The following is a 25,314-nucleotide window of genomic DNA, read 5'->3' on the forward strand; positions in this document are numbered from 1 at the left end:
ATTATAATAGCCACTGCTCCCTGTGGATAGAATGATGTTTCATGCTTTCCAGATGTTTACTTCAAGAACAGTTTCAACTGCCTGGCCAGTTATGGGCTTTATTCACATTCAGTATTATTGCTGTCCTGCTTTTACCCGGAGTATGGTTTGCCGGGTGGTATTAAATTCTCTGGCAACCGCACTGATACTGGCCCCGGAATTAAGGCGCTCTGACACTATTTTTTTTTGCTCCTCGCTCAAGATGGGCGGACGACCGAAGCGTTTCCCGGCTGATCTTGCCCGAGAAATCCCTGAATGTGTGCGTTCAATCAGCAGATCCCTCTCAAACTCAGCCACAGCTGAAATCACCTGCATAGTCATTTTTCCGGCCGGGCTGGTTAAATCCACACCTCCGAGAGCGAGACAATGAACACGGATATCTAAAGTAGCCAGTTGTTCAACTGTTTTTCGGATATCCATCGCATTACGGCCGAGTCGGTCAAGTTTGGTGACAATCAATACGTCACCGCTTTTCATTCGATCAAGCAACCGGATGAACCCTGGTCTTTCGCTGGCAGCAACCGAACCACTTATATGTTCCTCAATCAGCCGCTGGGGTCTGATGGCAAAACCCGCCGCTTCAATTTCATGGCGCTGGTTTTCTGTATTCTGTTCCAGAGTGGAGACCCGACAGTAGGCAAAAACTCGTGACATAGGAAACTTTCCGTACGCAAAGGGTGTCCGAATTATAACGTATGTACGAAACAAATTTCGCTGACTTTCGGACATATTGTTTGCGAGGCGTACGAAACCGACCGGTTTCGGTCAGTGCGAATGATAACTTTAATGAACTATGTGCAGGGGAAGCATTTATGCCACGGAGACAAATACTCAGTAGTGAAGAAAAAGAACGCTTGTTGATTGTGCCGGATGATGACGTATTTCTGACGCGCATGTGCTTTCTGAGTGAACATGACCTCGCGCTCATTAATAAACACCGCAGGCCAGCTAACCGTCTGGGCTTTGCAGTTTTACTCTGTTATTTGCGAGGACCAGGGTTTCCTCCCGACAAAAGTATTTCACCTCACGACGGTGTTGTCTTCAGGCTGGCGGCTCATTTGAAAGTCCAGTCTGATTTGTGGGCCGAGTATGCATCAAGAGAGGTCACCCGCTGGGAACATCTGGCTGAACTCTACCGCTACCTGGAATTATCCCCTTTTAACCGGGCGCTGCAAAAAACCTGTATTCGCCACCTTTATCCCCACGCCATGCGGACAGACAGAGGTTTTTTACTTGCGGAGGAAATGCTCTCCTGGCTCCACAATAATAAGGTTATTTTCCCCTCTGTTGAAGTGATCGAACGAACCCTGGCCGAAGCAACAACACTTGCCGACAGGGCGGTTTTTTCTGCGCTTACCGCGCAGCTTGAACCAGGGCATAAAGCGGCACTGGACCGTCTGTTGGTATCTGAGGGTGAGCAACCTTCACGGCTGGCCTGGCTGCTCCAGCCTCCGGGAAAAATTAATGGTAAAAATGTCCTGCAACATATCGACCGGTTAAATGCAATTGAGTCGCTGGCACTCCCTGACGGCATTGCACTTTCCGTTCACCAGAACCGACTCCTGAAACTCGCACGCGAAGGCAGGAAAATGAGTAGCCGGGATCTCGCAAGACTCACGGATGTTCGCCGTTATGCCTCGCTGGTTTGTATCATATCGGAGGCCAGATCCACCCTGACTGACGAAGTTATTGATCTGCACGAGCGTATTCTGAGTAGTCTGTTCAGCAGGGCAAAACGTACTCAGGCCGAGCGGCTCCAGCAAACGGGAAAGCTGATTCAGAGTAAACTGAAGCAATACGTTACCGTCGGACAGGCATTACTTAACGCCAGAGAGTCCGGGGAAGATCCCTGGGCCGCAATAGAAGACGTCCTTCCCTGGCAGGAATTCATCAACAGCGTGGAAGAGACGCGGTTCCTGTCACGTAAGGACAACTTCGACCCGTTGCATCTGATCACAGAAAAATACAGTACGCTGCGTAAATACGCCCCCCGGATGCTGTCCGTGTTGCAGTTCAGGGCTGCACCCGCCGCAATGCAGCTCAGTGACGCATTGGATACCGTCAGAGATATGTATAGAAAACAACTCCGAAAAGTACCGCCTTCCGCGCCAATCGGGTTCATCCCGGAAAGCTGGAGAAAGGTTGTGATCACCCCCAACGGCATTGACCGAAAATATTACGAATTTTGCGCGCTGAATGAACTGAAGGGAGCCTTACGTTCAGGTGACATCTGGGTAAAGGGGTCACGCCGCTACAGGAATTTCGATGATTATCTGATCCCGTCAGACGATTTTGAAAAATCACTCCGGGATAACCAGTTACCCCTTGCTGTTCCGGCCGATTGCCATGAATACATCAAGAGCCGTTTGACGCTTCTTGCATCGCGTCTGGAAGAAGTTAACGCGATGGCGCTGGCCGGTGATTTACCCGATGTTGATATATCGGATAAAGGCGTGAAAATTACCCCGCTGGATAACAGTGTCCCTTCAGCAGCATCCCCTTTTGGCGATCTGGTTTATGGCATGCTCCCTCACCCTAAAATTACTGAAATGCTGGATGAAGTGGACGGCTGGACTGGTTTTACCCGCCATTTCACACATCTCAAAAACAATCACGTCAGACCTAAAGACAGAAAGTTGTTACTGACCACCATCCTGGCCGATGGTATCAACCTTGGACTGACAAAAATGGCCGAATCCTGTCCGGGAACGACCAAATCGTCACTCGAGGGCATTCAGGCCTGGTACATCAGGGATGAAACCTATTCAGCTGCGCTGGCCGAGTTGGTCAATGCCCAGAAAAAACGCCCTCTGGCGGCATTCTGGGGCGATGGAACAACGTCATCGTCTGATGGACAGAACTTTCGGGTGGGGAGTCACGGGCGTTATGCTGGTCAGGTCAATCTTAAATACGGTCAGGATCCAGGCGTGCAGATTTATACGCATATTTCGGACCAATACAGCCCGTTTTACACCAAAGTTATCAGCCGCGTGCGGGATTCAACACACGTACTTGATGGTCTGCTGTACCACGAAACTGATCTGGAAATTACAGAGCATTACACCGACACAGCAGGTTTCACTGAGCATGTTTTTGCGCTAATGCATCTGCTCGGATTCGCTTTTGCGCCAAGGATCCGGGATCTTCATGACAAACGGCTGTTTATTCATGGAAAAGCTGAGTTGTATCAGGGGCTTCAGTCAATCATCTCGACAACCAGCCTGAATCTAAAGGAAATTGAAACCCACTGGCATGAGGTGCTGCGTCTGGCAAGTTCTATAAAGCAGGGAACGGTAACAGCATCACTGATGATGAAAAAGCTGGCAAGCTATCCGAAGCAGAATGGTCTGGCAAAGGCGCTGAGAGAGATTGGCCGCATCGAAAGGTCATTGTTTATGCTGGACTGGTTCAGGGATCCTTTACTGCGTCGACGGGTACAGGCGGGGCTGAATAAAGGTGAGGCTCGCAATGCCCTTGCGCGAGCGGTCTTTATGCATCGGCTGGGTGAAATCAGAGATCGGGGGCTGGAGAATCAGAGCTATCGAGCCAGCGGTCTGACGTTGCTGACTGCGGCGATCTCACTGTGGAATACGGTATATATAGAAAGAGCGATAGATTCTTTGAGACGAAAAGGGATCCCGATTAATGAGCAACTGATTACCCATCTGTCACCACTGGGATGGGAACATATCAACCTGAGCGGGGATTACGTCTGGAGAACGAACCTCAAACTGGGACAGGGTAAATACCGCGCATTACGCTCAGTGAATAGTAATATGTACAAAAAACAGGCTTAGCGTAGGATAATTTCCGTTTTCCAAGCGGACCCCTTACAGCTCGATAATGACAAATACGAATACACCATCCGGTTCATTGAACTGGCCATACAATGCCGGCAGCTCGAGGGAATGGACCACGCAGATGTTTGTGGTTTACGTAACGATGTGATTTTCTATGAAGCCATGTTCCACCTGTTCAGCGAAACAGGTCGTACAGCGCATCAGCAGGGTACGGTTATGAAACGCTGCAGAGAGATTGAGGAAGATCCAGTATACCTCCCCCTGTTCAGCCAGTCGTTATATCTGACCCACTGCAGAGAGCCCGGAGCAGATAAGCTGAGTGGATCTGCTGCGCCGTCGTTCCATTGCTAAAAGGCCGCATTGCGCGGCCATTTTTTATTGGTTAGGTCTTTCCGGCAGGATTTTGATGATGATTGCTACAACCAGCACCGACAGGCTAATTGCAATAATGCGTTCATGCCAGGTTTCGTAATGAAAGAACCAGTAGCAGCATAAGAAGAAAAGCAATCCCCCCATGATTGCAACTCCGGTTTCAAGCAACGAATGGAATATTCGTCGCCCTATACTCAGCTTTGGTGGCTCATTTCGTTGTTGCATGTAGTTCACTCTCTACCATGTCGAGGATCTGTTCAAACGTTCCCTGCCCCTGCGTCCGCCTGACGTGCAGTGCTTCAAGGAAAGAATTCAGAAACGGTTTGGAAGACAGTTGCCAACAGGGTCGCTGGAGTGGTTGACGGATAACGATTTAGCCTACAGGACTCCTGCAAGAATTCTACCTGGGCACGATAGTGCATAGCCATGCATTTCGTTAAAATTCATCAGGTGCGTTTCCGGTAGTTTTCGGGGTTTTAAGGTCACTCTTTTACTCTAAAAACACCGGAAACGGCGCAAATCCCTTTCCATTAGGGCGTAAAATGACGCGTTATGGCAAATCGGCCTGGTATTCCTCTTTGATGCTTTTCAGAAAGAGGTGGCCAGATTCTGATACGCGGTAGTAATCCATTCCGGATGGGTTTCCGCTTGGGACGGTATCTACCAGTCCGGCTTTAGAAAGATTATCGACAAGCCTCGCAACGTTACCAACACCCTCCATTTTTCTGCTGGTCATCGCCCGGTCCAGGTTGTACCAGGTCCAGTTAACGTCCTCTCTGGAGGCCAGAAGTTTCAGGATATTCAGTTCTGTTTTATTTACCATAGTGGTGCATCCGGATGATAGAGGTCTTCTACCTCACCTTTTAACTTGTAATCTTCAAGAGTAGCGGTGTGGGTATTGTTCCACAACTCATGGGCTTCGAGATTATCTGCAGGAGCGCCGGTTTCCCATCCTAAATTACAATAACGCTGATATTCACGACATTCATGAGTATAGTAATTTAAATCTACTTGTTCATGGGGGATTTCTCCATCGGCTATCTTTTTTAGCCTGTTAATCATGAACTCATTTCCTGGGTCTTCACCAAATCGTGACGTGTGTTTCTCAACAATTGCTATACCTTCGTGGGTGATATTCACGCCATCCGTCGTCAGGTCTTCAATCGGGCCGCCCGCTTTATCAGGATCGAATGGCCTGCCTGATACTGTGCCTCTGGCCCCGAATTGTTCCAGCTCTTCCAGCTCAGGAAAACGCATCCTTCCCATCGTCAGCCCGGCCGCTACAGACGCGGCGGTAATAAATAAACCTTTGTTATCCATGACCTGAGCATAACCTGCAGGCGCATCACCACCGAGCTGCTCTGCGGTCTTTTTGAACCCATCGATATTGCCGTTATAAACACCACCCGCAGCGAGAAGCCGACCGGCGGATTTACTGTTAATGGTTTTTGCTGACTGAGCATGTTGCACCGGTACCGCAGGACGAACGGAATAGACCTGGCGTTTTAGTTGTTGACTAATGATGTAGTGGAGACGCGAATAAAGGGGGAGTGGAAGGCCATCCTCGATATTTCCTGATGATGTCAGCACACCAGTGACAGGGATAGCTGTTATGTTTTTTCTCAGCAGAACGACTTTCCCGGCTTTGATATCGGCCAGCGCGTCGCTGTATGCCATCCATGGATGCTGATAGTGAAACGCATTGTACTGGTTAACAAAGGCGTTGTAGCCCTGGGGTAAATCCCACACCGGGATATTCCGGTTTGGCAGAGCTGTGTCAGCCAGGTAATGCGCTGCCGTCTCCGGATGAATAATGTGGATGATATCCTCCAGATAGATGTCATCCACTGACCTTGCCTGACAGTGATGAAGCATGATGTCCCTTTTTTCTCAGAAGTTATCCGTTCCATTATTGCGCATACGGTAAAATTGACAATTCACACGCATCCAGTCAGGTAACAACTTTAGGCAGACAGGAGCGCGAGCTGTGCGCAGCGCGACCCTGAATGTGCCGCAGGCACATGCCGGCGGCAATCATGCTGAATACGGCACTGATCTGGAATCCGCCGGAGGACCCGGCGAAGCCGGCTTCATGATAGATGATCGCTATTAACCCCCTCACCCTGCTAAGCCATAACCCGCTGAAAGCGACTCAGGAGCTTCTGTGCGCGGTCGGAGTGGTCACGTCAAGGCCAAAGGCCGCTGACGGGGCGTATCTCCGCGTGTGAGCGTTTACGCGAACTACGAGCGTGTTTGATGGTGTGTCCGCGATAATTCTTAAAGCGGTACAGATTTAGTTACATCATCCCTTTTAAAGCGGCGTTGTTCCGGGCCTCTGGCCCGGGGCGGGGCTGCTTTTCAGGGCTGGAGACGCGCTGAGATTCCGGCATTTAGCACTGACGGGACCCGCCGCTTGCGGTGGGGGGTGCATCAATTCTGAGCGGCGTGGCCGCAGGACACTGCAAGCGAAGGCATATTCACTGAGCCCAGGCTCTTAACTTTAAAGGATCTGTATTGAAGTAAGAAAAGGTCACTACGCATGTAAGCTTCTGATTGCATAGATGAATGAAAACCAGTTGCATCTATATGTGGATAACGTAAATAAATGATCGGCGGGAAGGATAAAGGATCGCGTTTCTGGCCAGATACGGAGGGTGGGTTGTTCAGAAAACATCCAGTGATTTTCTGCAGACGTGCAGAATCCGCCGCAGTTAAGCGGAGGATGTCAGAGAACAGGTGTTATTCCTGCTGTCGGGCGACCTTTCGGATCCAGGCCAGACGCTGGTTCAGGAGTTTCTGGAAGCCAGCCATGGTAATTCCCTCATGCTGCCCCTGCCTCATTTCGTGCTGGAGCTGGAGGGCTATCTGATGGCTTAGCGTCGCATCGTCTTTTTTCTCAGCAATGCGGGCAATTTTTTGCTTACGCCGGATATCCTGCGCGGTCTTGCGCTTCTGCCAGGTAATTTCTACCAGTTTTTCACGCTGAAGACGGGCGGCTTCGGATTTAGTGAGAGGCTTCTGCCCCTTCCTGCTAAGCCCCATATTCATCCAGGCCAGTTGCTGGTTACAGGCTTTATGCCAGGCCTGGGCAGAACTCCCGACCATGTCAAAAAAGCGGTCGGTAACCTGGATGTCCGCCGGGAAGTAATGCCGGGTGACTTTATCCCACAGGAGCTTATAGGTAATCAGGCCATATGCCGCCAGTTCCTGAGCTGCGCGCGTCGCACGGGTGATAGAGGTATTACCCGCCTTCGAGCAGGTTGAAAGGCCGGCTTCATGAGCCAGCGTGGTAAAGCTGACAGGAATAGTGCCGCTGATGATATTGAGATGGTACACCATGGCATGGACCAGAGCATTGATGGCACGGGCACGGTGCTTGTTGAAATGACGAACGCGCACCATTAACTTGCTGGTTTTATGGTGACAGGCATCATAGTAGTAAAACCCCGCCCAACGGGAAACATCCCGCGCGGATACTTTTTCGATCAGGGTTTTGTTAAACGCCGGTAGTTTGTGCTTATGGTGCACCGGCCGGCTGAATGCCGGTGTGGGATTGGCCACATAGCACTGTCTGACGTGTGGATGTAATTCTTTAGTCACCGGGCCCTATACTTATGGCGGTCCGGTCTTGTGTTAAGTGGTGCATGCGTTATAATCCTTCACAGGCAAAGCGCCTGCTTTATTACCCCCTGATATCTGAAGATTCCGCCAAGTTTCTAGACAGATTTCGGGGGGTTTTTGCATTCAGGCTCTGGCAAGTCTGCCGTCCCCTGCTCCCGGGCGTTTTTCGGATACGCCCTATCCTGATAATCCTTAATCCCGTCACCCGTTCGCATATACAGGCAGCGAGTCTCGATACCGTCCTTATCCTGATTGAGTTGTCCCACCACAAGACGCGTCGATCAGCCGGGTAACCGATTTGAGATAAGTCAGGCATCTGAATTTATTACATGCAAAAACCCCACCACAAGGTTCTTGTATGTCACTGATTCTACCCAAACGCCAGCAATTTTTCTAGTTTTTGATAGAATCAATGGCCAAAAAGCGTTACTTGAGTTACTAAGTATTAATGCAACTCAGAAACAATCGGTGACAGCTCAATCTTACAGATAAGTATCCCCTTGACATTCGAGCTCTAACTTGTTGCTTTTTAAATTGATTTTATATTAACTTAGTATAAGTTATTTCAACAGTATGGTAGATATGAACTAAAGTCACTAAATCTACATTAATGTATGTTTATATCTAGTTATTCACGAATTGCCTATTGATAGCTTGTTCAGTTAAAAAAACCATTAAAAATGTTGTTTTCGAATAAGAGGATTTTTAATGAAAGGAAATGTACTTGGTGACATTCGTGCAGAGCATGATTCTAACATGCTTGAATCATCATTTTGGCAAACTACTGACTACAAAGCACTCTTAGAATCTTATGATCGATGCATTGTTGTTGGTCGTCGAGGAACAGGTAAAAGTGCATTGGTTCATATGCTATCAAAACATTGGCGTAGTAAACCTAAAACGCATGTCATGACAATAACGCCAATTGAAGAACAAATAATTGGTTTGAGAGATGTTATCACATTATTTGGCGATAATTATTTGCACATTAAAGCAGGTAGCAAGCTTGCTTGGCGTTATGCGATATATATGGAAATCTTGTCAGAAATAGCATCACATTATAAAATGAAAAATGATTTAGATTATAAAAGCATTGAGAATCATCTTTTGACATGGGGCCCTAAAAGGCAAAACATAAGCAGTAAAATTAGAAAAAAGCTTATTTCAATACTTGATGAAAATAAAGATCAAAAACCTGCGACTAGAATCTCTGAGTTATCAGATAAATTTGAATTGGATTTGATTGAAGAAGTGATTTTAGAAGCAATTAGTAAATCCAATCAGCAATTTATTATATTTGCAGACAGGTTGGATGAAGGCTATACACCAGATAATTTAGGAGTTGCTATAGTTGATGGTTTCATACAATCTGTAATAGATATCAAACAAAACTTTGATGAAAAAGTAATTGCATTTGCCTTTGTTAGGGATAATATACATAGAGCAATATCAAAAATGGATCCAGATTTTACAAGAAACATTGAAGGTCAAGTGTTACGTTTACACTGGGATGAATATAACTTATTTAATTTAGTTTGTAATAGAATGAGAGCTGCATTCCAATCCACTATAGAAAACAATACAAGAGTATGGAATGCTTTTACTGCTAATGAATTACAATCTACAACTGGTTTCAAAGAAACTCTAAAGTTAACTCTTTACCGTCCGCGCGATATACTTGTGCTCTTGAATGATGCTTTTTTAAGAGCATTTACACAAAACAGAACAAAAATAGTTATAGAAGACATAGAGGCTACTGCTAACACTATTTCACAGAATAGGCTAAATGATCTCCATAAAGAATATGAGATAGTTTTTCCTGCATTAGACATTTTTACTAATGTATTTGCTAATAAACATGCTAACTTTAGTGTTAGTGAAGCATGTAAGCTCATTAAATCAGTTTTAGATGATGAACAAATAAGCAACAAACCTAAACTTCAAGATATTCTTTTATTTGAGGATCCACTTCAAGTTATCCAGCGCTTATACAGTGTTGGTTTTTTTGGATTATATAATGTTCAATCTTCATCATTTGTTTTTTGTCATGATGGTAAAGAGCCTGAAAAAGTTTTTACTCCACAATCTCAGCTATTATTACATCCCTGTTATTGGCTTGCTCTAAGTGTACATGACTCAGACATTAGTCTTGAAACTGCTGAAGATATACATGATGAATATGACATTGAAGTAAGTTCTGCATCGGAAGAACAAAGAAAACAAAGAATAGGCGCGTTGCTTCAAGAGTTAAGCGAGATACCAGAAGGGCTTTCTGGTGCTGTAGATTTTGAAGCATGGGCATTAAAAACTATAAAAATCCTTTTTGCTACCAATCTTGCAAATATTGAATTGCATCCTAATAAAAATGGATTACAGCAGAGAGATATTGTGGCAACTAACCTTGCTGAAAACTCAGTCTGGCAAAGAATACTTACTGATTATCAAACGAGGCAAGTGATTTTTGAAATTAAGAATTATAAAGAACTTGGCGCTGATGAATATAGGCAGGTTAATTCATATTTATTTAAAGACTATGGAAAACTGGCATTCATTATAAATAGAGATCATACAGAGAACCTCGAAAAGCATAGAGAATTAACTTGGGTTAAAGAGTTATATGATAATCATGGGAAGTTGGTTATTAAATTGCCATCGAAATTTCTCGAAAGACACCTCTCTAAAATGCGTAGCCCTCAAAAACATGATGAAGTTAATAAACAATTAAGTAAATTATTAGATCTTTACATTCGTACATATTTAAGTAACAAATCAAGATGAATTTACCTTTCCTACGAAGGGGTTATCTATACCTCTTCGTAATAAAAAATAGTAACAGTAATAATAATTGAGTTGTTATTTCAATATATCATAGATATCGCCCCATTGGGCGCCAACATTTACTATCGAGCGACTTCTTGATTGTGTAAACAAATAATAAAGAATGATTCGTGGAAGCAGTAGGGACCGAACTGACTTGGCTTCTAAGCAAAGATGGGCAACTCCGGTGCGGCGGCGGCCGGATTCGAGAATTCGCCGATAATTATCTACTTATTAAAATGTACCTTTGAAAAAGTAGAGATTCCTGAGTAGACTGGATGGCAGCATCCGGCCGCATTTTTCACGCAGCGCGCCGCTCATTTTCTGGTTCCGGAACCTGACCCGTATGGCACATCACACCGACCCGCAGCTGCTTCCCCGTCTGCCGGATGACAATCCCGGTGTGTCCCTGCTGCCGGTACTCCGCGGTGACGGTGTCACGGCGGTCAACCCGGCACAGGCCTATCTGTTGTCCCTGAACTCGGCGCGCAGTCGCCAGACCATGGCCTCTTTTCTCAACACCGTCGCCCGCCTGCTCGGCGCCACGTCACTCGCCGACTGCAGCTGGGGGGCGCTGCGCCGCCATCATGTGCTGGCGCTGGCTGACATGCTGCGTGACGCCGGCCGGGCGGTGGCCACGGTGAACACCTACCTGTCGGCCCTCAAGGGGGTGGCCGGCGAGGCCTGGATGCTGAAACTGATGGATGTCGAAAGTTACCAGCACATCCGCGCCGTGCGTCAGGTCCGGGGTAGTGCTCTGCCACGTGGGCGCGCGTTGCAGCGCGAAGAAATACGTGAATTGTTTGCGGTCTGCGAGGCGGATACCGGCAGTATTGGCGTACGTGATGCGGCCCTGCTGGCCATTATTCTCGGTTGCGGCCTGCGCCGTTCGGAGGCGGTGGCGCTGAGTTATGAAGATATTGAGCCTGCTGACCGGGCACTGAAAATCCTGGGAAAAGGCAACAAGGAACGGCTGGCCTATGTGCCGGACGGCGCCTGGCAGCGGCTGCAGTTCTGGGTGGACCAGGTCCGGGGGGAGGCACCGGGGCCGCTGTTTCCGCGCATCCGCCGGCACGACGTGGTGACGGAGTGCCGGCTCACCGACCAGGCGGTGTACCATATCCTCCAGGTTCGCCAGCGTCAGGCCGGGCTGGAAAAATGTGCGCCTCACGACCTCAGAAGAACGTTCGCGACGGCGATGCTGGATAACGGCGAGGATTTAATTACCGTCAAGGACGCGATGGGGCACGCCAGCGTCACCACCACGCAGAAATATGACCGGCGTGGCGAGGAGCGACTCAGGCGGGCGCGTAATAGCCTCGATATCATTGCCTGACGTGACCTCACTGTGTTCAAGACCGGATAGTCAGCTCACGTAGCCAGATATCAACCTGACCAAACGCGTCCTGCTGCCACTGGTCTGCAGTACGCTCCCCGAGAGCCGCAGTTTCTTCTACAAACTGTTTCACACTATGCGGGCCGTAGCTTTCTAATGTTTCAAATTTTTCATCGATAAAACGGTATCCGCTAACTGCACTGTCGTGATCAAGTAGCGGTCTGCATTCGCGGGCAAGGGCCGCCGGTCCTTCCTTATAGTTGCGTATACAGTAATACACATCATAAGCATCTTTGTGCTTTTTCCTGCCGTTCAGGGCATGTCCTTTCATCGCGAGCAGCGCCGGGATGGTACATACGGACATTCTCACCATGTTATGAGCGCCGTCTGGCATCATACCTCTGAGTGTTATTTCCTCATTAAACTTTAAGGCTAGGTCGGTTCCGGATCCAGCAATAACGGCAAAATTGGCGATCAGCGGTTCTGCATTTTTTTCGATAGCAACATTTCTGGGGCGCAAGAAATCAATGATAATATCAATATCATTGCCACCATCACTGGCTTTGACCTTGCGTATGAGCTGAAAATTCCTCGTAATCCCCTCACGCTGCTCGTAACCATTTCGGAGCAGGCTTTCAACTAGCCCGGCATATTCACCATCTGCCAGTGCCTCTGAGTCCAGTCCGATATCTATATCTACGGTGCCAACATGCGGCATATCATCGTTATCCAGCAGCAGCCAGGGAACTGCTCCACCTATTATTGCGAATTTGCCGGCATAACTGCCGAGGATCTGCCCCATCTCTATCATTACGGATCTTACGGCCTCTGTTGTGCGGTCGTCATAGTCCGCTGCTGATTGTGGTTCTTTTATCGCCATGTTTACCAGTCCATCCATTCATTACGCAGGTGATCTGCCGATTCCTGTCCCCGTTCTCCCTGACTTGAGAGATCAAGATAGGTCTGTACGACTCCAGTGGTATAGATCCCCGGCGCCGGTTCAATTGCATCCTGGAAAATACCGCGATCGCCAGGCATCGTGACGATGACATTTTCCCCTTTGGCTGCGGTAGTCAGGCCAAGTCCATCGATGAGTCTGCTAAGGCCCTTTTCATCAGCATAAAAATAATGCATGCCTGTTCTCCCGTACGGGGAAAGCCACTGCGCTGCGGAAAATGAAGCCAGAACCGCATATCCTTTGTCGTCATCGCAGCCGAGCAGCACGCGCAGGCGCTCCTCAAGTAACTTCCCGTGCAGAGGGGTGTAGTATTTTATGCGTTTTCCCGCCAGTGACCGATATTCCCTTTTCCATTCATCCAGCAGAGCGTCAGGTTTGCTCAGGAGCAGTCCGTCATCATTACTTACGGCCCATTCTCTCTCCAGCAATTTTTTCCTGACATTGCTGGCGTGACCAAGGCTGATATTCCCTTTTTCAGCCAGCTCTGTGACACGCCAAGCCCGCTGCCTTTCATTCAACATCATTCTCAGTACCTGCGCGGATTTGGGGCTGAATACTGACCTCAGGCCCCGTTTTTCAGCGGCCGGGATGCTGGGCACTTGATGACTTATATAGATCCCGCCAAACCTGAAAGAAGCGTTTCCTTGTTCATCCAGAAAGGCAACATTCTGTTCTGCACAAAGCTGACGGCTCTCGGGTGACAGATAGGGTGCCAGTACCACCGGAGTGGCCTCCCCGTCGCGATCATACATGTAAGCCTTCAGCTGATGGATAGCCGAACGTATATTTTTGGGCTGGCCATTACTCTTGAATTCACAGATAAGTTCGTATGTTTTCTTCCATGAAGAAACATAGAGTATTCCATCAATTTCCCTGCCGTTGCGTATTCCCTCTTCCGACACATCGACATTGTCAATGATGGGCACCTGTTTCAGAAATGTAACGAGAGAGGTAATAGCGGTTCGCTCTGCACCTGAAATGTCTTTCATCATTAATCCAAATTTCATCAAACGTTGAAATATTTATATATAGTGAAATTGTCAAGTGCGTTCAGCAAGGACGAGGCCGTGATTACCGTTTAATTTCACTATTAATAGATTTTCACTGTATGTTGAAATTAGCAGTTATAGTGAAAATTAACAAGGAGCATTCCCGCCAGTTACGATAACTGTAGGGTATTGATCAACGAAGATATGCAGCATTTGTCTATCAATGACATGCGCATTTGTCTATCAATGACATGCATAAATACGAATATTTCATTGATGTGCATAAGCCAACAACCACAAAGACTACGTGCTCATGGACAAGAGCCCTTGTGACCTGCATCCCGCTCATTGATACAACATGATGCAAGCAATACCTTCCTTCGCTATGAGTACAATCGTGAACTTCCGCTTCACGCCCTGAGACATACGACAAGCTTCAGTAAGGGCGAGTGTCGCGCTTCAAGAGCCAGCAAATACTTCGCTTCATCGTACTGGGTTCTGCTCTTCCAGCAGTGGTAAATGATCCTTATCCATTTGAAGGCCAGAGCCAGGATTGCGGATTGATGAGATTTTCCTTTTTCTCGCAACCCCTGATAATATAGTCTGGCCCAGTATGATGAGTTAACCGTCTTGGCAGCCCATTCGACAAAGGTTTGCCTGACGAACCTGGCACACAGCCATCGCCAGTGAACCCAGGATTTCTGGCCACTTCGTTCTGTCACCGGTGCAATACCTGTGTAGTTTTGAATTTCTTCAGCGCTGTTAAACCGGTCGAGGTTATCACCAAGTGCAGCAAGCATTCTTGGGCCCCATGCCCGGAAGTGATTTGAACAGCCCCCCATCTGGCAACATGTCAAACAGCGTTTCGATTCGTTCGTCATAGGTTTTGATGATTTTACTCACGACTTTAATTTGTGTCGCCAGTACTGTTGCCATCAAAGCATTAGCCTCTATAACACTCGGGTCTGTCGTCAATGGGATAGCGTTATCAATACTCACAACATGCAGCTCGGTAAGGGTCATTGCGCGACTACCTTTGGCATTCAGAAAGTTGCGGAGCGTGTCGTGCCTGGCTCGTTTAAGTTGTTGCAGACTGGGCCATCGTATAATCAGTTCACACAGTAGCAAGCTACCCCGATGTGAGAACCACTCCAGGGACTGAGGATTGAATGGCCACGGGTTTAACAGACACCTCGGAGTCACAGTCTGGACTGGCCCCGCCCCGGTAGACGATCCTGCCCTATAGTTTGAGCATAGCAACTGTCTTTAGCGCCCGTTTACGAAGCATGTTGGTGATACATTGGATCCCATGCTTCATTCTTTTTCAGCATTGCGTTCAGTATGGTCAACAATTTTCTTATGCAGGCCGTCAGTGCAACTTTTTTGGGTTTTCCTGCGGCAACCAGGCGTGTATAGAACTCTTTAATTATCGGGTTATGCCTCGTCCCAACCAGGGCTGACATATAGAGCGCTGTACGGACTGAAGCTCGCCCTCCGAATACTGTTCGGCGACCGCGCATCGTACCGGAATCCCTGTTTACTGGAGCAACCCCAATAAGGGCGCTAATTTCTCGTCGTGACAGTGAGCCAAGTTCCGGAACTTCTGCCAGTAGCACGGCGACTGTCGCAGTTCCAACGCCTTTAACTGCGTTCAGAAGCTCGGATAATTCACTGAAATGCTTCTTGATGTGAATCGCCATTTCACCTTCAATACGCGCCAACTCGCCCTTCAGGGCCGAAATAATTGATCTAATGCTTGCATGGCTCAGAGGATGCGAGGGATGTAATCGGTTTCGTTCGGCTGTAAGCATGGCTGTTAGCTGTCTGCGTCTGGCCACCATCGCAGCCAGAATCTGCCTGTGGGCATCAGGCAAGGGACGAATGTATTTTTCCCGTTCCGGGTGCTGGTTAATAACTTCCGACATCTGAAGCAATACTCTGGCATCAATACGATCAGTCTTCGCCAGATAGCCCATTGCACGGGCAAAATCTCGAGCCTGGCGGGGATTAATGACGACAACGTCAAAGCCTTCTGATTGAAGATAACAAGCCACACCTGACTCCAGCCCCCCTGTCGCTTCCATGAGGATCAACCTTGTTTCATTTCTCTTTAACTCCCTGAGAAATTGAGTAAAACCATCAGTTCCATTTGGTACAGTGAACTGGCTGGCAATATTGCTGATTGCAATATCCAGAGTACCTTTTGAAACATCTATGCCTGCACAACGTTGATTTGACACGCTCATCCATACCCCTCCTTGCCAATACGATTTGAAGTTCGGACAACTGTTCGGGCTTCAGATGAACGGCTCAGCCTGTGCGTCAATCGCTATGCTGCGGGCTTCAATAACCCCGGGAGGAATCGGACTACACAGACCTTGCCAAATCTAAGCCAGTTCATAGTAATCCACTTTCGAGATACAAGGAGGAGCATATGGGCACACCACGATTTCCACCTGAATTTAAGGAAGAAGCCGTCCGTCAGATAACGGAGCGCGGTTATTCCGTTGCCGAAGTATCCGACCGTCTGGGCGTTTCTGCACACAGCCTCTACAAGTGGCTACGGGCTATCAAGCCTGATAACAGCGAACAGCATGCCCGGGATTTACTGGAAGCCAAAAGCGAGATCCTGAAACTCCGGGCGCAGCTAAAACGCACCGAAGAAGAACGGGATATCCTGAAAAAGGCCGCGCGGTACTTTGCAAGGGAGCCCGACTGAAGTACCGCTTTATCAATGAGCACCGCACTGTATGGGGTGTGATGACGATGTGTCGGGTACTGAATGTCGCCCGGGCCGGGTTCTATGCGTGGCTGCACAACCCTGTCCCGGCGCGTGATAAAGATAACCAGCGCCTGCTGATACTTATCCGCGACTCATATTCCCTGAGCGGAGGAGTATACGGTTACCGGCGGGTTCATGGCGATCTGAACGAAATCGGGGAAACCTGCGGTAAAAACCGGGTGGGCCGCATCATGCAACTGAACCGGATTAAAGCCGTACGCGGCTATAAAGCGCCGCGTCGTATCGCTGGCCGACCTTCAGTGGTTGCCCCTAATCGCGTGCAGCGGCAGTTTACTGTTGTCCGGGCCAGTCAGGTCTGGGTCACAGACATCACTTACATCCGCACCTGGCAGGGCTGGCTGTATCTGACGGTGGTTATCGACCTCTTCGCCCGTAACGTGGTCGGCTGGTCAATGAAACCTACGCTGTCGCGGGATGCGCTGATGATGGCCGTCTGGCGTCGAAAACCGGACAGCGAGGTCATCGTACACTCGGACAGTAAGAATATCGGCGTCAGTTTTCATCATCATGTTTGCTGTTTTGCCTGACCGGTGGATCACTGATGCAGTGAAGGCTTCCCGGTTTCCTGACTCACACTCTGAACGACCAGCAATGTGTCTTTCCCTGGACCCGTCGGTTATCGGGAAGTACTCCATGCGAGGCTTCTCCTCACCGCTACGCGTGACTCAAGAAGGGCCTGACGGCTTGTCTCTTTGCTGTCCTGTCAGGGTTATCGTCAGGGGGAAATGACGAATAATTGCAGGTACAGGAATAACCTATGGCAAAGGCAAAACCCGTTCATTTATCGCCTGTCGTTGGTGGCGTTGATACGCATAAAGATTTACATGTTGCTGCTGTGGTTGATCAAAATAATCGGGTCTTAGGTAGTGAGTTTTTCGCGACAACACGTCAGGGATACCGTCAGATGCTGGCCTGGATGGCATCTTTCGGAACTGTTAAGCGCATCGGAGTTGAATGCACAGGCTCCTACGGTGCAGGTTTATTGCGTTATCTCCAGAGTACCGGAGTGGAAGTTCTGGAGGCCACAGCACCAGATAAAATGGAACGCCGTAAGCGAGGCAAAAGCGATACCATCGATGCAGAAAGTGCTGCTCACGCAGCTTTTTCACGCATACGAACCGTCACACCAAAACTCGTAGCGGAATGATTGAAGCGTTGCGTGTCCTGAAAGTCTGCCGCAAAACGGCTGTTGCTGCGCGACGTATTGCACTTCAAATGATCCAGATGAATATCGTTTCGGCCCCGGATGAGCTACGTGACCAGATACGTCACCTCACGAGGATGCAGTTGATCCGTACCCTGGTTTCGTGGCGGCCCGACGTTACCGCCTATCGTAATGTCCAGGATGCTTACCGTATTGCGCTGAAATCCCTGGCTCGCAGATATCTTGAACTGCATGATGAAATAGCCGATCTGGACATCATGATAACGTCAATAGTCGATGAACTGGCCCCGGAACTTATCAAATGTAAAGCAGTGGGGTATGAATGTGCTTCGCAGCTGTTGATCACGGCTGGCGATAATCCTCAGCGTCTGAACTCGGAGTCTGTCTTCGCGGCTCTATGTGGCGTCAGCCCTGTCCCAGTCTCTTCCGGGAAAACAAACCGTCACAGGCTTAACCGTGGTGGTGATCGTGCGGCCAATAGTGCCCTGCACATTATTGCCATTGGCCGATTACGCACGGACACGAGAACACAGGAGTATGTGGCAAAACGGTAGCTGAAGGACACTCGAAAATGGAAGCACTGCGTTGCCTTAAACGTTATATCTCACGTGAAGTCTATACGCTTCTACGTAATCAAAACCGACTAATCAACAGTACTCAAATAACAACTTGACTCTTAGAAGGGCGTCCAGGGGTCCAGGGCAGCCAGTACGGCAGCGACGACTGGCAACGGTTCTGTCGGGCCAATAATCTGGCACCAAGCATGAGCCGGCGTGGCAACTGCCAGGATAATGCGGTGGCCGAATCGTTCTTCAGTTCGCTGAAAAAAGAACGGATCAGAAAACGTATCTATAAAACCCGGGATCTGGCCCGGACGGATATCTTCGATTACATTGAAGTGTTCTACAACCGGGCCCGGCGTCACAGTCACCTTGGCGGCGTCAGCCCGGAGGCCTTCGGACAGGCCTCGTCGTGAGGACAGAATTTGTCTACTGCCGTGAAAAACTGATTTGGCGATATCAATACCAACAACTCTGATCGGGGTCGTCTCAGAAAACGGAAAATAAAGCACGCTAAGCCGGTTGCAGCGGCCGTAGCGGCCTGAACTTGCCCGCGCCGATCTTGGCGCTGCTGCGCCAGAGGTAATCGCCGGTCAGGTTGATGTGCTCCCAGCCGAGCGGCGACAGGTACTGCAACAGGCCGTCATCGACGGCTTGACCGTGGCCACGCAAGGCGTTCGCGGCCCGCTCCAGATAGACCGTGTTCCATAGCACGATGGCCGCCGTCACCAGGTTGAGGCCGCTGGCCCGGTAGCGCTGCTGCTCGAAGCTGCGGTCGCGGATTTCCCCCAGGCGGTTGAAGAACACGGCGCGGGCCAGCGCGTTGCGCGCCTCGCCTTTGTTCAGCCCGGCATGCACGCGGCGGCGCAGCTCGACGCTTTGCAGCCAGTCCAGGATGAACAGTGTGCGCTCGATGCGTCCCAGCTCACGCAGGGCGACGGCCAGGCCGTTCTGGCGCGGGTAGCTGCCAAGCTTCCTGAGCATCAGCGAGGCCGTCGCCGTGCCCTGCTTGATCGAGGTGGCCATCCGCAGGATTTCATCCCAATGGGCGCGGACGTGCTTGATGTTGAGCGTGCCGCCGATCATCGGTTTCAACGCCTCGTAGGTGGCATCGCCCTTCGGGATGTAGAGCTTGGTGTCGCCCAGGTCACGAATGCGCGGGGCGAAGCGGAAGCCCAGCAGGTGCATCAACGCGAAGACGTGGTCCGTGAACCCTGCCGTGTCGGTGTAGTGCTCCTCGATCCGCAGGTCGGATTCGTGATACAGCAGGCCGTCGAGCACGTAGGTCGAGTCGCGCACGCCGACGTTCACGACCTTGGTGTGGAACGGCGCGTACTGGTCGGAGATATGGGTGTAGAACGTCCGCCCTGGGCTGCTGCCGTATTTCGGATTGATGTGGCCGGTGCTCTCGGCCTTGCTGCCGGTGCGGAAGTTCTGGCCGTCCGACGATGACGTGGTGCCGTCGCCCCAATGCTCGGCGAAGGGATGTCGGAACTGCGCGTTGACCAGCTCGGCCAGTGCCGCCCCGTAGGTTTCGTCGCGGATGTGCCAGGCTTGCAGCCAGGCCAGCTTGGCGTAGGTCGTGCCGGGGCACGATTCCGCCATCTTGGTCAGGCCCAGGTTGATCGCGTCGGCGAGGATCGTGGTCAGCAACAGGTTTTTGTCCTTGGCCAGGTCGCCTGACTTCAGGTGGGCGAAGTGCCGGGTGAAGCCCGTCCATTCGTCTACCTCCAGCAGCAATTCGGTGATCTTGACGTGCGGTAGGATCATCGCCGTCTGGTCGATCAGGGCCTGTGCGGTATCGGGCACCGCCGCATCGAGCGGCGTGATCTTCAGGCCCGACTCCGTGATGATGGCGTCCGGCAGCTCGTTGGCCAGCGCCATGCGGTTGACGGTGGCGAGCTGCGTTTCCAGCAGCGTCAGCCGGTCATGCAGGTACTGGTCGCAATCGGTGGCCACGGCCAGCGGCAATTCGCTGGCCTGCTTGAGGCTGGCGAATTTCGCGGGCGGCACCAGGTAGTCCTCGAAGTCCTTGAACTGGCGCGAGCCTTGCACCCAGATGTCGCCGGAGCGCAGCGCGTTCTTCAGCTCCGACAGCGCGCACAGTTCGTAGTAGCGCCGGTCGATGCCGGTGTCGGTCATCACCAGCTTCTGCCAGCGCGGCTTGATGAACTCGGTCGGCGCGTCGGTGGGCACCTTGCGGGCGTTGTCGCTGTTCATGCTGCGCAGCACCTCGATGGCGTCGAGTACGTCCTTGGCGGCGGGCGCGGCCCGCAACTTGAGCACGTCGAGAAATTCCGGCGCGTAGCGGCGCAGCGTGGCGTAGCTCTCGCCGATGCGGTGCAGGAAATCGAAGTCCTCGGGTTGCGCGAGCCGCTGCGCTTCGGTGACGCTCTCGGCGAAAGCATCCCAGGACATGACGGCCTCGATGGCGGCGAACGGATCGCGGCCCGCTTGCTTGGCCTCGATCAGCGCCTGGCCGATGCGCCCGAACAGCCGCACCTTGGCATTGATCGCCTTGCCGGATGCCTGGAACTGCTGCTGATGCTTGTTCTTGGCGGCATTGAACAGCTTGCCCAGGATGCGGTCATGCAGGTCGATGATTTCGTCGGTGACGGTGGCCATGCCCTCGATGGCGAGCGCCACCAGGGTCGCGTAACGCCGCTGCGGCTCGAACTTCGCCAGGTCGGCGGGCGTCATCTGGCCGCCCTCGCGGGCGATCTTGAGCAGCCGGTTCTGGTGAACCAGCCGCTCGATGCCGGAGGGCAGGTCGAGCGCCTGCCACGCCTTGAGGCGTTCGATGTGTTCCAGCATGTGCCGCGAGTTCGGTTTGACCGGGGATTGCCGCAGCCAGGCCAGCCACGTCGTCTTGCCGTTGTCGCGGCGCTTGAGCAGATCGTCGAGGCGACGGCGATGCACGTCCGTCAGCGGCTCAGCCAAGGCGTCGTAGAGACGCCGGTTGGCGCGGGTAATCGCTTCGGCGCTCGCCCGCTCGACGGCGTTGAGGGCGGGCACAATGACCGACTGCCGCCGCAGGTGCTCGATCAAGGCTCTGGCCAGCACGATGCCCTTGTCGGTTTGCATGGCCAGCTCGGTCAGCAACTGGACAGCCTGCCGGTAGTGGCCAATCGTGAACGGCTGGAAGCCGAACACCGTTTGCAGCTCGACCAGGTGCTCGCGTCGGGTCTGCTCACGCTGCCCGTACTCGTCCCAGCTTTCGATGCCGACCTTGAGCTGGTTGGCGACCAGTCTCAGCAATGGCGGGAACGGTGGCTCATCAGCGCCAAGGATGACGCCGGGAAAGCGCAGGTAGCAGAGCTGCACCGCGAAGCCCAGCCGATTGGCCGGGCCGCGCCGCTGCCGGATGATGGAGAGGTCGCTTTCGCTGAACGTGTAGTGACGGATCAACTCATCCTTGGTGTCCGGCAACGCCAGCAGGCTTTCGCGCTCGGCGGCGGAGAGGATCGAACGGCGGGGCATGCGGTTTCCTTCTTCTTGAAAACGTAGGTTTGTGACAAGCCCGCCAAGGCAACCGGCGCGGCACGGGAATCAAGGCATTGCGATTCTCGAAAATAGTTCTTGAAATTCTATTCTTGATTGCATATCATCTCAACGAGTTTCGATAAGAAAGGATGCGCATGCGACCGTCTGTTGTGCTTGACATGAAGCGAAGCGCAGTGCGTGAAGCGGTAGGCCGCTTTCGCGCCGCGAACCCGCGCGTCTTCGGCTCGGTGCTGCATGGCACCGACCGGGATGGCAGCGACCTCGACCTGTTGGTCGATGCGCTGCCCGGTGCCACGTTGTTGGACTTGGGCGATTTGGAAGAAGAACTGAAATCGCTGCTCGGCGTTGACGTCGATCTGCTGACTCCCGGCGACCTGCCGCCGAAGTTCCGGGCCAAGGTGCTCGCGGAGGCGCAACCGATATGAGCGAGAACCGCCTGCCCGATTACCTCGACCACATTCAGCAGGCCGCAACCGATGCGCGCAGCTTCGTGGAAGGGATGGCCAAGGACGACTTCTTGGCCGACAAGCGCACCCAGCAGGCCGTCATCATGAGCCTGATCGTCATCGGCGAGGCGGCCACAAAGGTGATGGATGGCTACGTCGAGTTCACCCAGGCGCATGCCGACGTGCCGTGGCGCAGCATGCGCAATATGCGTAATCGCATGGCTCACGGCTATTTCGACATCAACCTCGATGTGGTGTGGGAGACGGTACAGGAATGGCTGCCGGCGTTGCTCCAGCAATTGCCCGCCGTGCGTCAGGATGCCGACGATGAAGACCGTAACGACAACTGTGAAAGAGGGATCTCCGATGACTGTTGAATCGAGAATATTTTCTGTAGCCGAGTATGTTCAGCCGTCCGAAGGCGAGCCTATTCGTTCCGTTGTGCTTGAAACCCGAGACTCAATTATCGTGGTTTGGCATGTCCATCCCGGGCAGGAAATTGCGGCTCACATTCATCCTCACGGCCAAGACACGTGGACTGTTTTGTCGGGAATGGCTGATTACTTTCAGGGCAATGGGATTGTTCGTGCCCTCAGGGAAGGTGAGATAGCCGTGGCAAGACCGGGCCAAGTGCACGGGGCGCGAAATACAGGTACCGAGCCATTTGTGTTAGTCTCGGTTGTGGCATCAGCCAATGCCGGTTTCGTATTGGCTGAGCGATAGAGCCCAATCTCTGGAGTTGGTCCAATGAGCGGTCGGGGAGATAGGTAACAGACATGCAGCGGACACGGCTGCTAAACCAGGTCGCAAACCTCCTTGCGTCGCAGCGTGCCGCAAGCGACGCGATCAATCGAATGGGGTCGGCATGAGACTGAACACCATCCAGTTCCCGACCGCGTAGCCGCCTGTCCTGCCGATCAGGTCTTGACCATCGACGCCTGGGATCAGTCCTGAATGTTCTTGGAGACCACTACGTTATGAGCCGCAGCCGCCGCAAAACACCCATCGTCGGGCACACGACCTGCGGCAGCGAGCGCGAGGACAAGAAGCTCTGGCATCAGCGCTGGCGCACCCGTGAGCGCACGGCGCTGACCAGCGCGTCGCCCGAAGCCCTGAGCGCCCATCTGCCCCTGCTGGAAAACCAGGCCAGCAGCGTCTGGTCGATGGGCAAGGATGGCCGCTCCTACTGGCCCGTCAAGCGCCAGGCCGCCACGGCGGATCGCATCGCCAATCACAAGGGACGCAACCCGCAAGAACGCGCCTCCCTGAAAAAGCGCCTGCTGCGCAAGTGGATGAGCAAATGAAGCTCTCCTTCCATCAGCACATTGCGCTGTTCTGGATGATCGGTGCTCCGGGCGTCTTCGCGCCCGTGATCGAGAACGCCAAGCGGCCCGATGCCGGCGCCGTCATGGCGTGGGGTGTCGCGATCGTGGCGGTGATGATCCTCTTCACCCCTTTGCTGCTGCGCTGTCCACCATTCCGGCGCTGGTATGGCCGGACGGATGCGCTGTCGGAGCGGCAGCGCCAGGCGCTTGCCGAGCGCGGCCTGCGCCGCTACTACCAGACCGCTTTCGATGACGGCTACGTGCCCCGCGTGATGCCCTACGTGTGGCGCATCATCTGGACGGTCGGCGGGTTGATGGCTGTGACCGCCGTACTGCCTACCAACACCGGACGGCCAGCCTTCGATGCCTTGGTGGTCTTCTCGACCTGGTATCCGATAGGCGTGATGCTGCTGGTTTTCGCGTCGAGGCCCCTTGGCCGGTTGATTCGCCAAAGAGCACAGGAGCGGCGGAAATGAGCACGTCAACCATCGAGGCGCTGGCCAGCGCCTGGGCAAGGATTGCCGAGGAAGCGGAATTCCCCGCTGACTACGAGGGGACTGCCACACCACAAGCGCATCGGGCTAGCGAAGCTATTCAGGAGCAGATTCGGGAGCGCATCGTCGCCACCAACGACATGCGGCTGTTCAGCCTGCTGCACCTGCTGGGTCAGGCGTCGCTGCGCATGGAGCAAGCGCTGTGGCCGGAGGATTACGAGCGGATGACGCGCGAGGTTGAGGAAGCCCTGCGGCAAGCCACCGACGCCAACGCCAGATCGTACACCCACGAAGAAGTGATGCAGGCGATGCAGGAACGCATCGACCGGGCGCGAGACAAGCCATGTTGATTGGCTATGCGCGCGTCTCGACGCAGGATCAGAACCTGGAGCTGCAACGCGAAGCCTTGAGCAAGGCCGGATGTAAAAAGGTCTTCGAGGACAAGGTGAGTGGCACGCGGGCAGACCGGCCTGGCTTGGCCAAGACGCTCGAAATGCTGCGCGAAGGCGATACTTTGGTCGTCTGGAAGCTCGACCGGCTGGGCCGGTCGGTCAAGCAACTGGTCGATCTGGTCGGCGATCTGCACAAGCACGGTGTCCAGTTCAGGAGCCTCACCGACTCCATCGACACCGGCACACCATCCGGGCGGTTCTTCTTCCACGTCATGGCGAGCCTTGCCGAAATGGAGCGCGAGCTGACCGTCGAGCGCACCCGCGCCGGGCTGGAAGTCGCCAGCAGCTCGGCCGCAAAGGCGGCCGCAAGCCGAAGATGACCGACAGCAAGATCGAGTCGGCCAAGAAGCTGCTGGCCAGCGGGGTGCCGCCCAAGGACGTGGCCAAGAACCTCGGCGTGTCCATTCCGACGCTGTACCGCTGGGTGCCAGCCTCCACGCACGCTTAGCGTGCTTTATTTTCCGTTTTCTGAGACGACCCCTGATCGTGCTCATGTGATTTACTCCCGTAACAAACGCAGACAGTAAAAGTATGGCACTGGCTGCATCAGGAAAGGGCGTCCATCACATCACTGTGCGTTGATAAAGGCGACGGTAGATATTCAATATTGTACATAAGTCAGTCCTAATTAAT

Annotated in this window: 19 protein-coding genes and 5 pseudogenes; 14 read left to right on the top strand and 10 right to left on the bottom strand. The window is 52.1% G+C overall.

The window, feature by feature from the left end; all coding sequences use genetic code 11:
* Positions 1 to 114: 114 nt before the first annotated feature.
* A complete protein-coding gene (locus tag ACS0RQ_RS27925) occupies positions 115 to 693 on the bottom strand; it encodes a recombinase family protein (protein WP_169040147.1) in 579 nt (192 codons plus the stop codon).
* A gap of 158 nt (positions 694 to 851) precedes the next feature.
* On the opposite strand from ACS0RQ_RS27925, the gene ACS0RQ_RS27930 reads away from it, so the two are divergent.
* The gene (locus tag ACS0RQ_RS27930; protein WP_334634523.1) at positions 852 to 3,836 is read left to right on the top strand and encodes a Tn3 family transposase; all 2,985 of its coding nucleotides are present in this window, start codon (positions 852 to 854) and stop codon (positions 3,834 to 3,836) included.
* Between the two features lie 378 nt (positions 3,837 to 4,214).
* Here ACS0RQ_RS27930 and ACS0RQ_RS27935 read toward each other — a convergent pair whose 3' ends face one another.
* The 3 genes from ACS0RQ_RS27935 to ACS0RQ_RS27945 all read right to left on the bottom strand — a co-directional run bounded on the left by ACS0RQ_RS27935 (position 4,215) and on the right by ACS0RQ_RS27945 (position 6,086).
* Positions 4,215 to 4,355 (bottom strand): hypothetical protein, encoded by a 141-nt coding sequence (locus ACS0RQ_RS27935; protein ID WP_317101726.1) that lies wholly within the window; start codon positions 4,353 to 4,355, stop codon positions 4,215 to 4,217.
* 406 nt (positions 4,356 to 4,761) lie between these two features.
* Positions 4,762 to 5,034, bottom strand: a complete 273-nt coding sequence (locus ACS0RQ_RS27940) for a hypothetical protein (protein ID WP_142518474.1) — start codon at positions 5,032 to 5,034, stop codon at positions 4,762 to 4,764.
* Positions 5,028 to 6,086, bottom strand: coding sequence for a hypothetical protein (locus ACS0RQ_RS27945; protein ID WP_142518473.1), 1,059 nt, complete (start codon positions 6,084 to 6,086; stop codon positions 5,028 to 5,030). Before ACS0RQ_RS27945 ends, ACS0RQ_RS27940 begins: the two co-directional genes overlap by 7 nt.
* Positions 6,087 to 6,198: 112 nt before the next feature.
* Between ACS0RQ_RS27945 and ACS0RQ_RS27950 the strand changes: the two genes are divergently transcribed.
* On the top strand, positions 6,199 to 6,324 hold the full coding sequence (locus ACS0RQ_RS27950; protein WP_317101702.1) for a hypothetical protein: 126 nt from the start codon (positions 6,199 to 6,201) through the stop codon (positions 6,322 to 6,324).
* Positions 6,325 to 6,950: 626 nt separating this feature from the next.
* Here the strand turns inward: ACS0RQ_RS27950 and repA are convergent.
* On the bottom strand, positions 6,951 to 7,772 hold the full coding sequence (gene repA / locus ACS0RQ_RS27955) for a plasmid replication initiator RepA (RefSeq protein ID WP_142518472.1): 822 nt from the start codon (positions 7,770 to 7,772) through the stop codon (positions 6,951 to 6,953).
* Between the two features lie 768 nt (positions 7,773 to 8,540).
* Between repA and ACS0RQ_RS27960 the strand changes: the two genes are divergently transcribed.
* Together ACS0RQ_RS27960 and ACS0RQ_RS27965 are read left to right on the top strand one after the other, a co-directional pair.
* The gene (locus ACS0RQ_RS27960; RefSeq protein WP_142518471.1) at positions 8,541 to 10,610 is read left to right on the top strand and encodes a P-loop ATPase, Sll1717 family; all 2,070 of its coding nucleotides are present in this window, start codon (positions 8,541 to 8,543) and stop codon (positions 10,608 to 10,610) included.
* A gap of 385 nt (positions 10,611 to 10,995) precedes the next feature.
* Complete coding sequence (locus ACS0RQ_RS27965; protein ID WP_103255472.1) at positions 10,996 to 11,985, top strand: tyrosine-type recombinase/integrase; 990 nt, start codon at positions 10,996 to 10,998, stop codon at positions 11,983 to 11,985.
* Positions 11,986 to 12,001: 16 nt separating this feature from the next.
* On the opposite strand, the gene ACS0RQ_RS27970 is transcribed toward ACS0RQ_RS27965, so the two are convergent.
* The 4 genes and pseudogenes from ACS0RQ_RS27970 to ACS0RQ_RS27985 all read right to left on the bottom strand — a co-directional run bounded on the left by ACS0RQ_RS27970 (position 12,002) and on the right by ACS0RQ_RS27985 (position 16,178).
* The gene (locus ACS0RQ_RS27970) at positions 12,002 to 12,865 is read right to left on the bottom strand and encodes a nucleotidyl transferase AbiEii/AbiGii toxin family protein (RefSeq protein WP_103255474.1); all 864 of its coding nucleotides are present in this window, start codon (positions 12,863 to 12,865) and stop codon (positions 12,002 to 12,004) included.
* Between the two features lie 2 nt (positions 12,866 to 12,867).
* Positions 12,868 to 13,953, bottom strand: a complete 1,086-nt coding sequence (locus ACS0RQ_RS27975; RefSeq protein ID WP_420488912.1) for a hypothetical protein — start codon at positions 13,951 to 13,953, stop codon at positions 12,868 to 12,870.
* A gap of 389 nt (positions 13,954 to 14,342) precedes the next feature.
* Positions 14,343 to 15,102, bottom strand: a pseudogene (locus tag ACS0RQ_RS27980) (transposase); the annotation flags it as partial.
* A gap of 107 nt (positions 15,103 to 15,209) precedes the next feature.
* Positions 15,210 to 16,178: an IS110 family RNA-guided transposase gene (locus ACS0RQ_RS27985; protein WP_103255470.1), complete on the bottom strand. Its 969-nt coding sequence runs from the start codon at positions 16,176 to 16,178 to the stop codon at positions 15,210 to 15,212.
* A gap of 188 nt (positions 16,179 to 16,366) precedes the next feature.
* Between ACS0RQ_RS27985 and ACS0RQ_RS27990 the strand changes: the two are divergent.
* The 3 pseudogenes from ACS0RQ_RS27990 to ACS0RQ_RS28000 form a co-directional block, all read left to right on the top strand.
* Positions 16,367 to 17,211: pseudogene (locus tag ACS0RQ_RS27990) on the top strand (IS3 family transposase); the annotation flags it as partial.
* Between the two features lie 281 nt (positions 17,212 to 17,492).
* A pseudogene (locus tag ACS0RQ_RS27995) lies at positions 17,493 to 18,573 on the top strand (IS110 family RNA-guided transposase).
* Between the two features lie 24 nt (positions 18,574 to 18,597).
* Positions 18,598 to 18,876: pseudogene (locus ACS0RQ_RS28000) on the top strand (IS3 family transposase); the annotation flags it as partial.
* Between the two features lie 97 nt (positions 18,877 to 18,973).
* Here the strand turns inward: ACS0RQ_RS28000 and ACS0RQ_RS28005 are convergent.
* Positions 18,974 to 21,940: a Tn3-like element ISPa38 family transposase gene (locus tag ACS0RQ_RS28005; RefSeq protein WP_003100881.1), complete on the bottom strand. Its 2,967-nt coding sequence runs from the start codon at positions 21,938 to 21,940 to the stop codon at positions 18,974 to 18,976.
* A 158-nt stretch (positions 21,941 to 22,098) separates the two neighbouring features.
* Here ACS0RQ_RS28005 and ACS0RQ_RS28010 point away from each other — a divergent pair, with 158 nt between their 5' ends.
* The 7 genes and pseudogenes from ACS0RQ_RS28010 (at position 22,099) to ACS0RQ_RS28040 (ending at position 25,129) form a co-directional block, all read left to right on the top strand.
* Positions 22,099 to 22,389 carry a nucleotidyltransferase family protein gene (locus tag ACS0RQ_RS28010; RefSeq protein WP_001247892.1) on the top strand — a complete coding sequence of 97 codons (291 nt, stop codon included), beginning with the start codon at positions 22,099 to 22,101 and terminating at the stop codon, positions 22,387 to 22,389.
* On the top strand, positions 22,386 to 22,787 hold the full coding sequence (locus tag ACS0RQ_RS28015; RefSeq protein WP_001293886.1) for a HepT-like ribonuclease domain-containing protein: 402 nt from the start codon (positions 22,386 to 22,388) through the stop codon (positions 22,785 to 22,787). Before ACS0RQ_RS28010 ends, ACS0RQ_RS28015 begins: the two co-directional genes overlap by 4 nt.
* Complete coding sequence (locus ACS0RQ_RS28020) at positions 22,777 to 23,133, top strand: cupin domain-containing protein (RefSeq protein ID WP_000215515.1); 357 nt, start codon at positions 22,777 to 22,779, stop codon at positions 23,131 to 23,133. Before ACS0RQ_RS28015 ends, ACS0RQ_RS28020 begins: the two co-directional genes overlap by 11 nt.
* 254 nt (positions 23,134 to 23,387) lie before the next feature.
* Positions 23,388 to 23,714 (top strand): hypothetical protein, encoded by a 327-nt coding sequence (locus ACS0RQ_RS28025; RefSeq protein WP_003100858.1) that lies wholly within the window; start codon positions 23,388 to 23,390, stop codon positions 23,712 to 23,714.
* Positions 23,711 to 24,211: a hypothetical protein gene (locus tag ACS0RQ_RS28030; protein WP_003100856.1), complete on the top strand. Its 501-nt coding sequence runs from the start codon at positions 23,711 to 23,713 to the stop codon at positions 24,209 to 24,211. The genes ACS0RQ_RS28025 and ACS0RQ_RS28030 overlap by 4 nt, the downstream gene beginning before the upstream one ends.
* On the top strand, positions 24,208 to 24,579 hold the full coding sequence (locus ACS0RQ_RS28035) for a hypothetical protein (protein WP_003100853.1): 372 nt from the start codon (positions 24,208 to 24,210) through the stop codon (positions 24,577 to 24,579). The genes ACS0RQ_RS28030 and ACS0RQ_RS28035 overlap by 4 nt, the downstream gene beginning before the upstream one ends.
* Positions 24,573 to 25,129, top strand: a pseudogene (locus tag ACS0RQ_RS28040) (recombinase family protein). The gene ACS0RQ_RS28035 and the pseudogene ACS0RQ_RS28040 overlap by 7 nt, the downstream one beginning before the upstream one ends.
* The last annotated feature ends 185 nt before the right edge of the window (positions 25,130 to 25,314 follow it).

This window comes from Phytobacter diazotrophicus (assembly GCF_052061655.1).
GTDB lineage: Bacteria > Pseudomonadota > Gammaproteobacteria > Enterobacterales > Enterobacteriaceae > Phytobacter > Phytobacter diazotrophicus.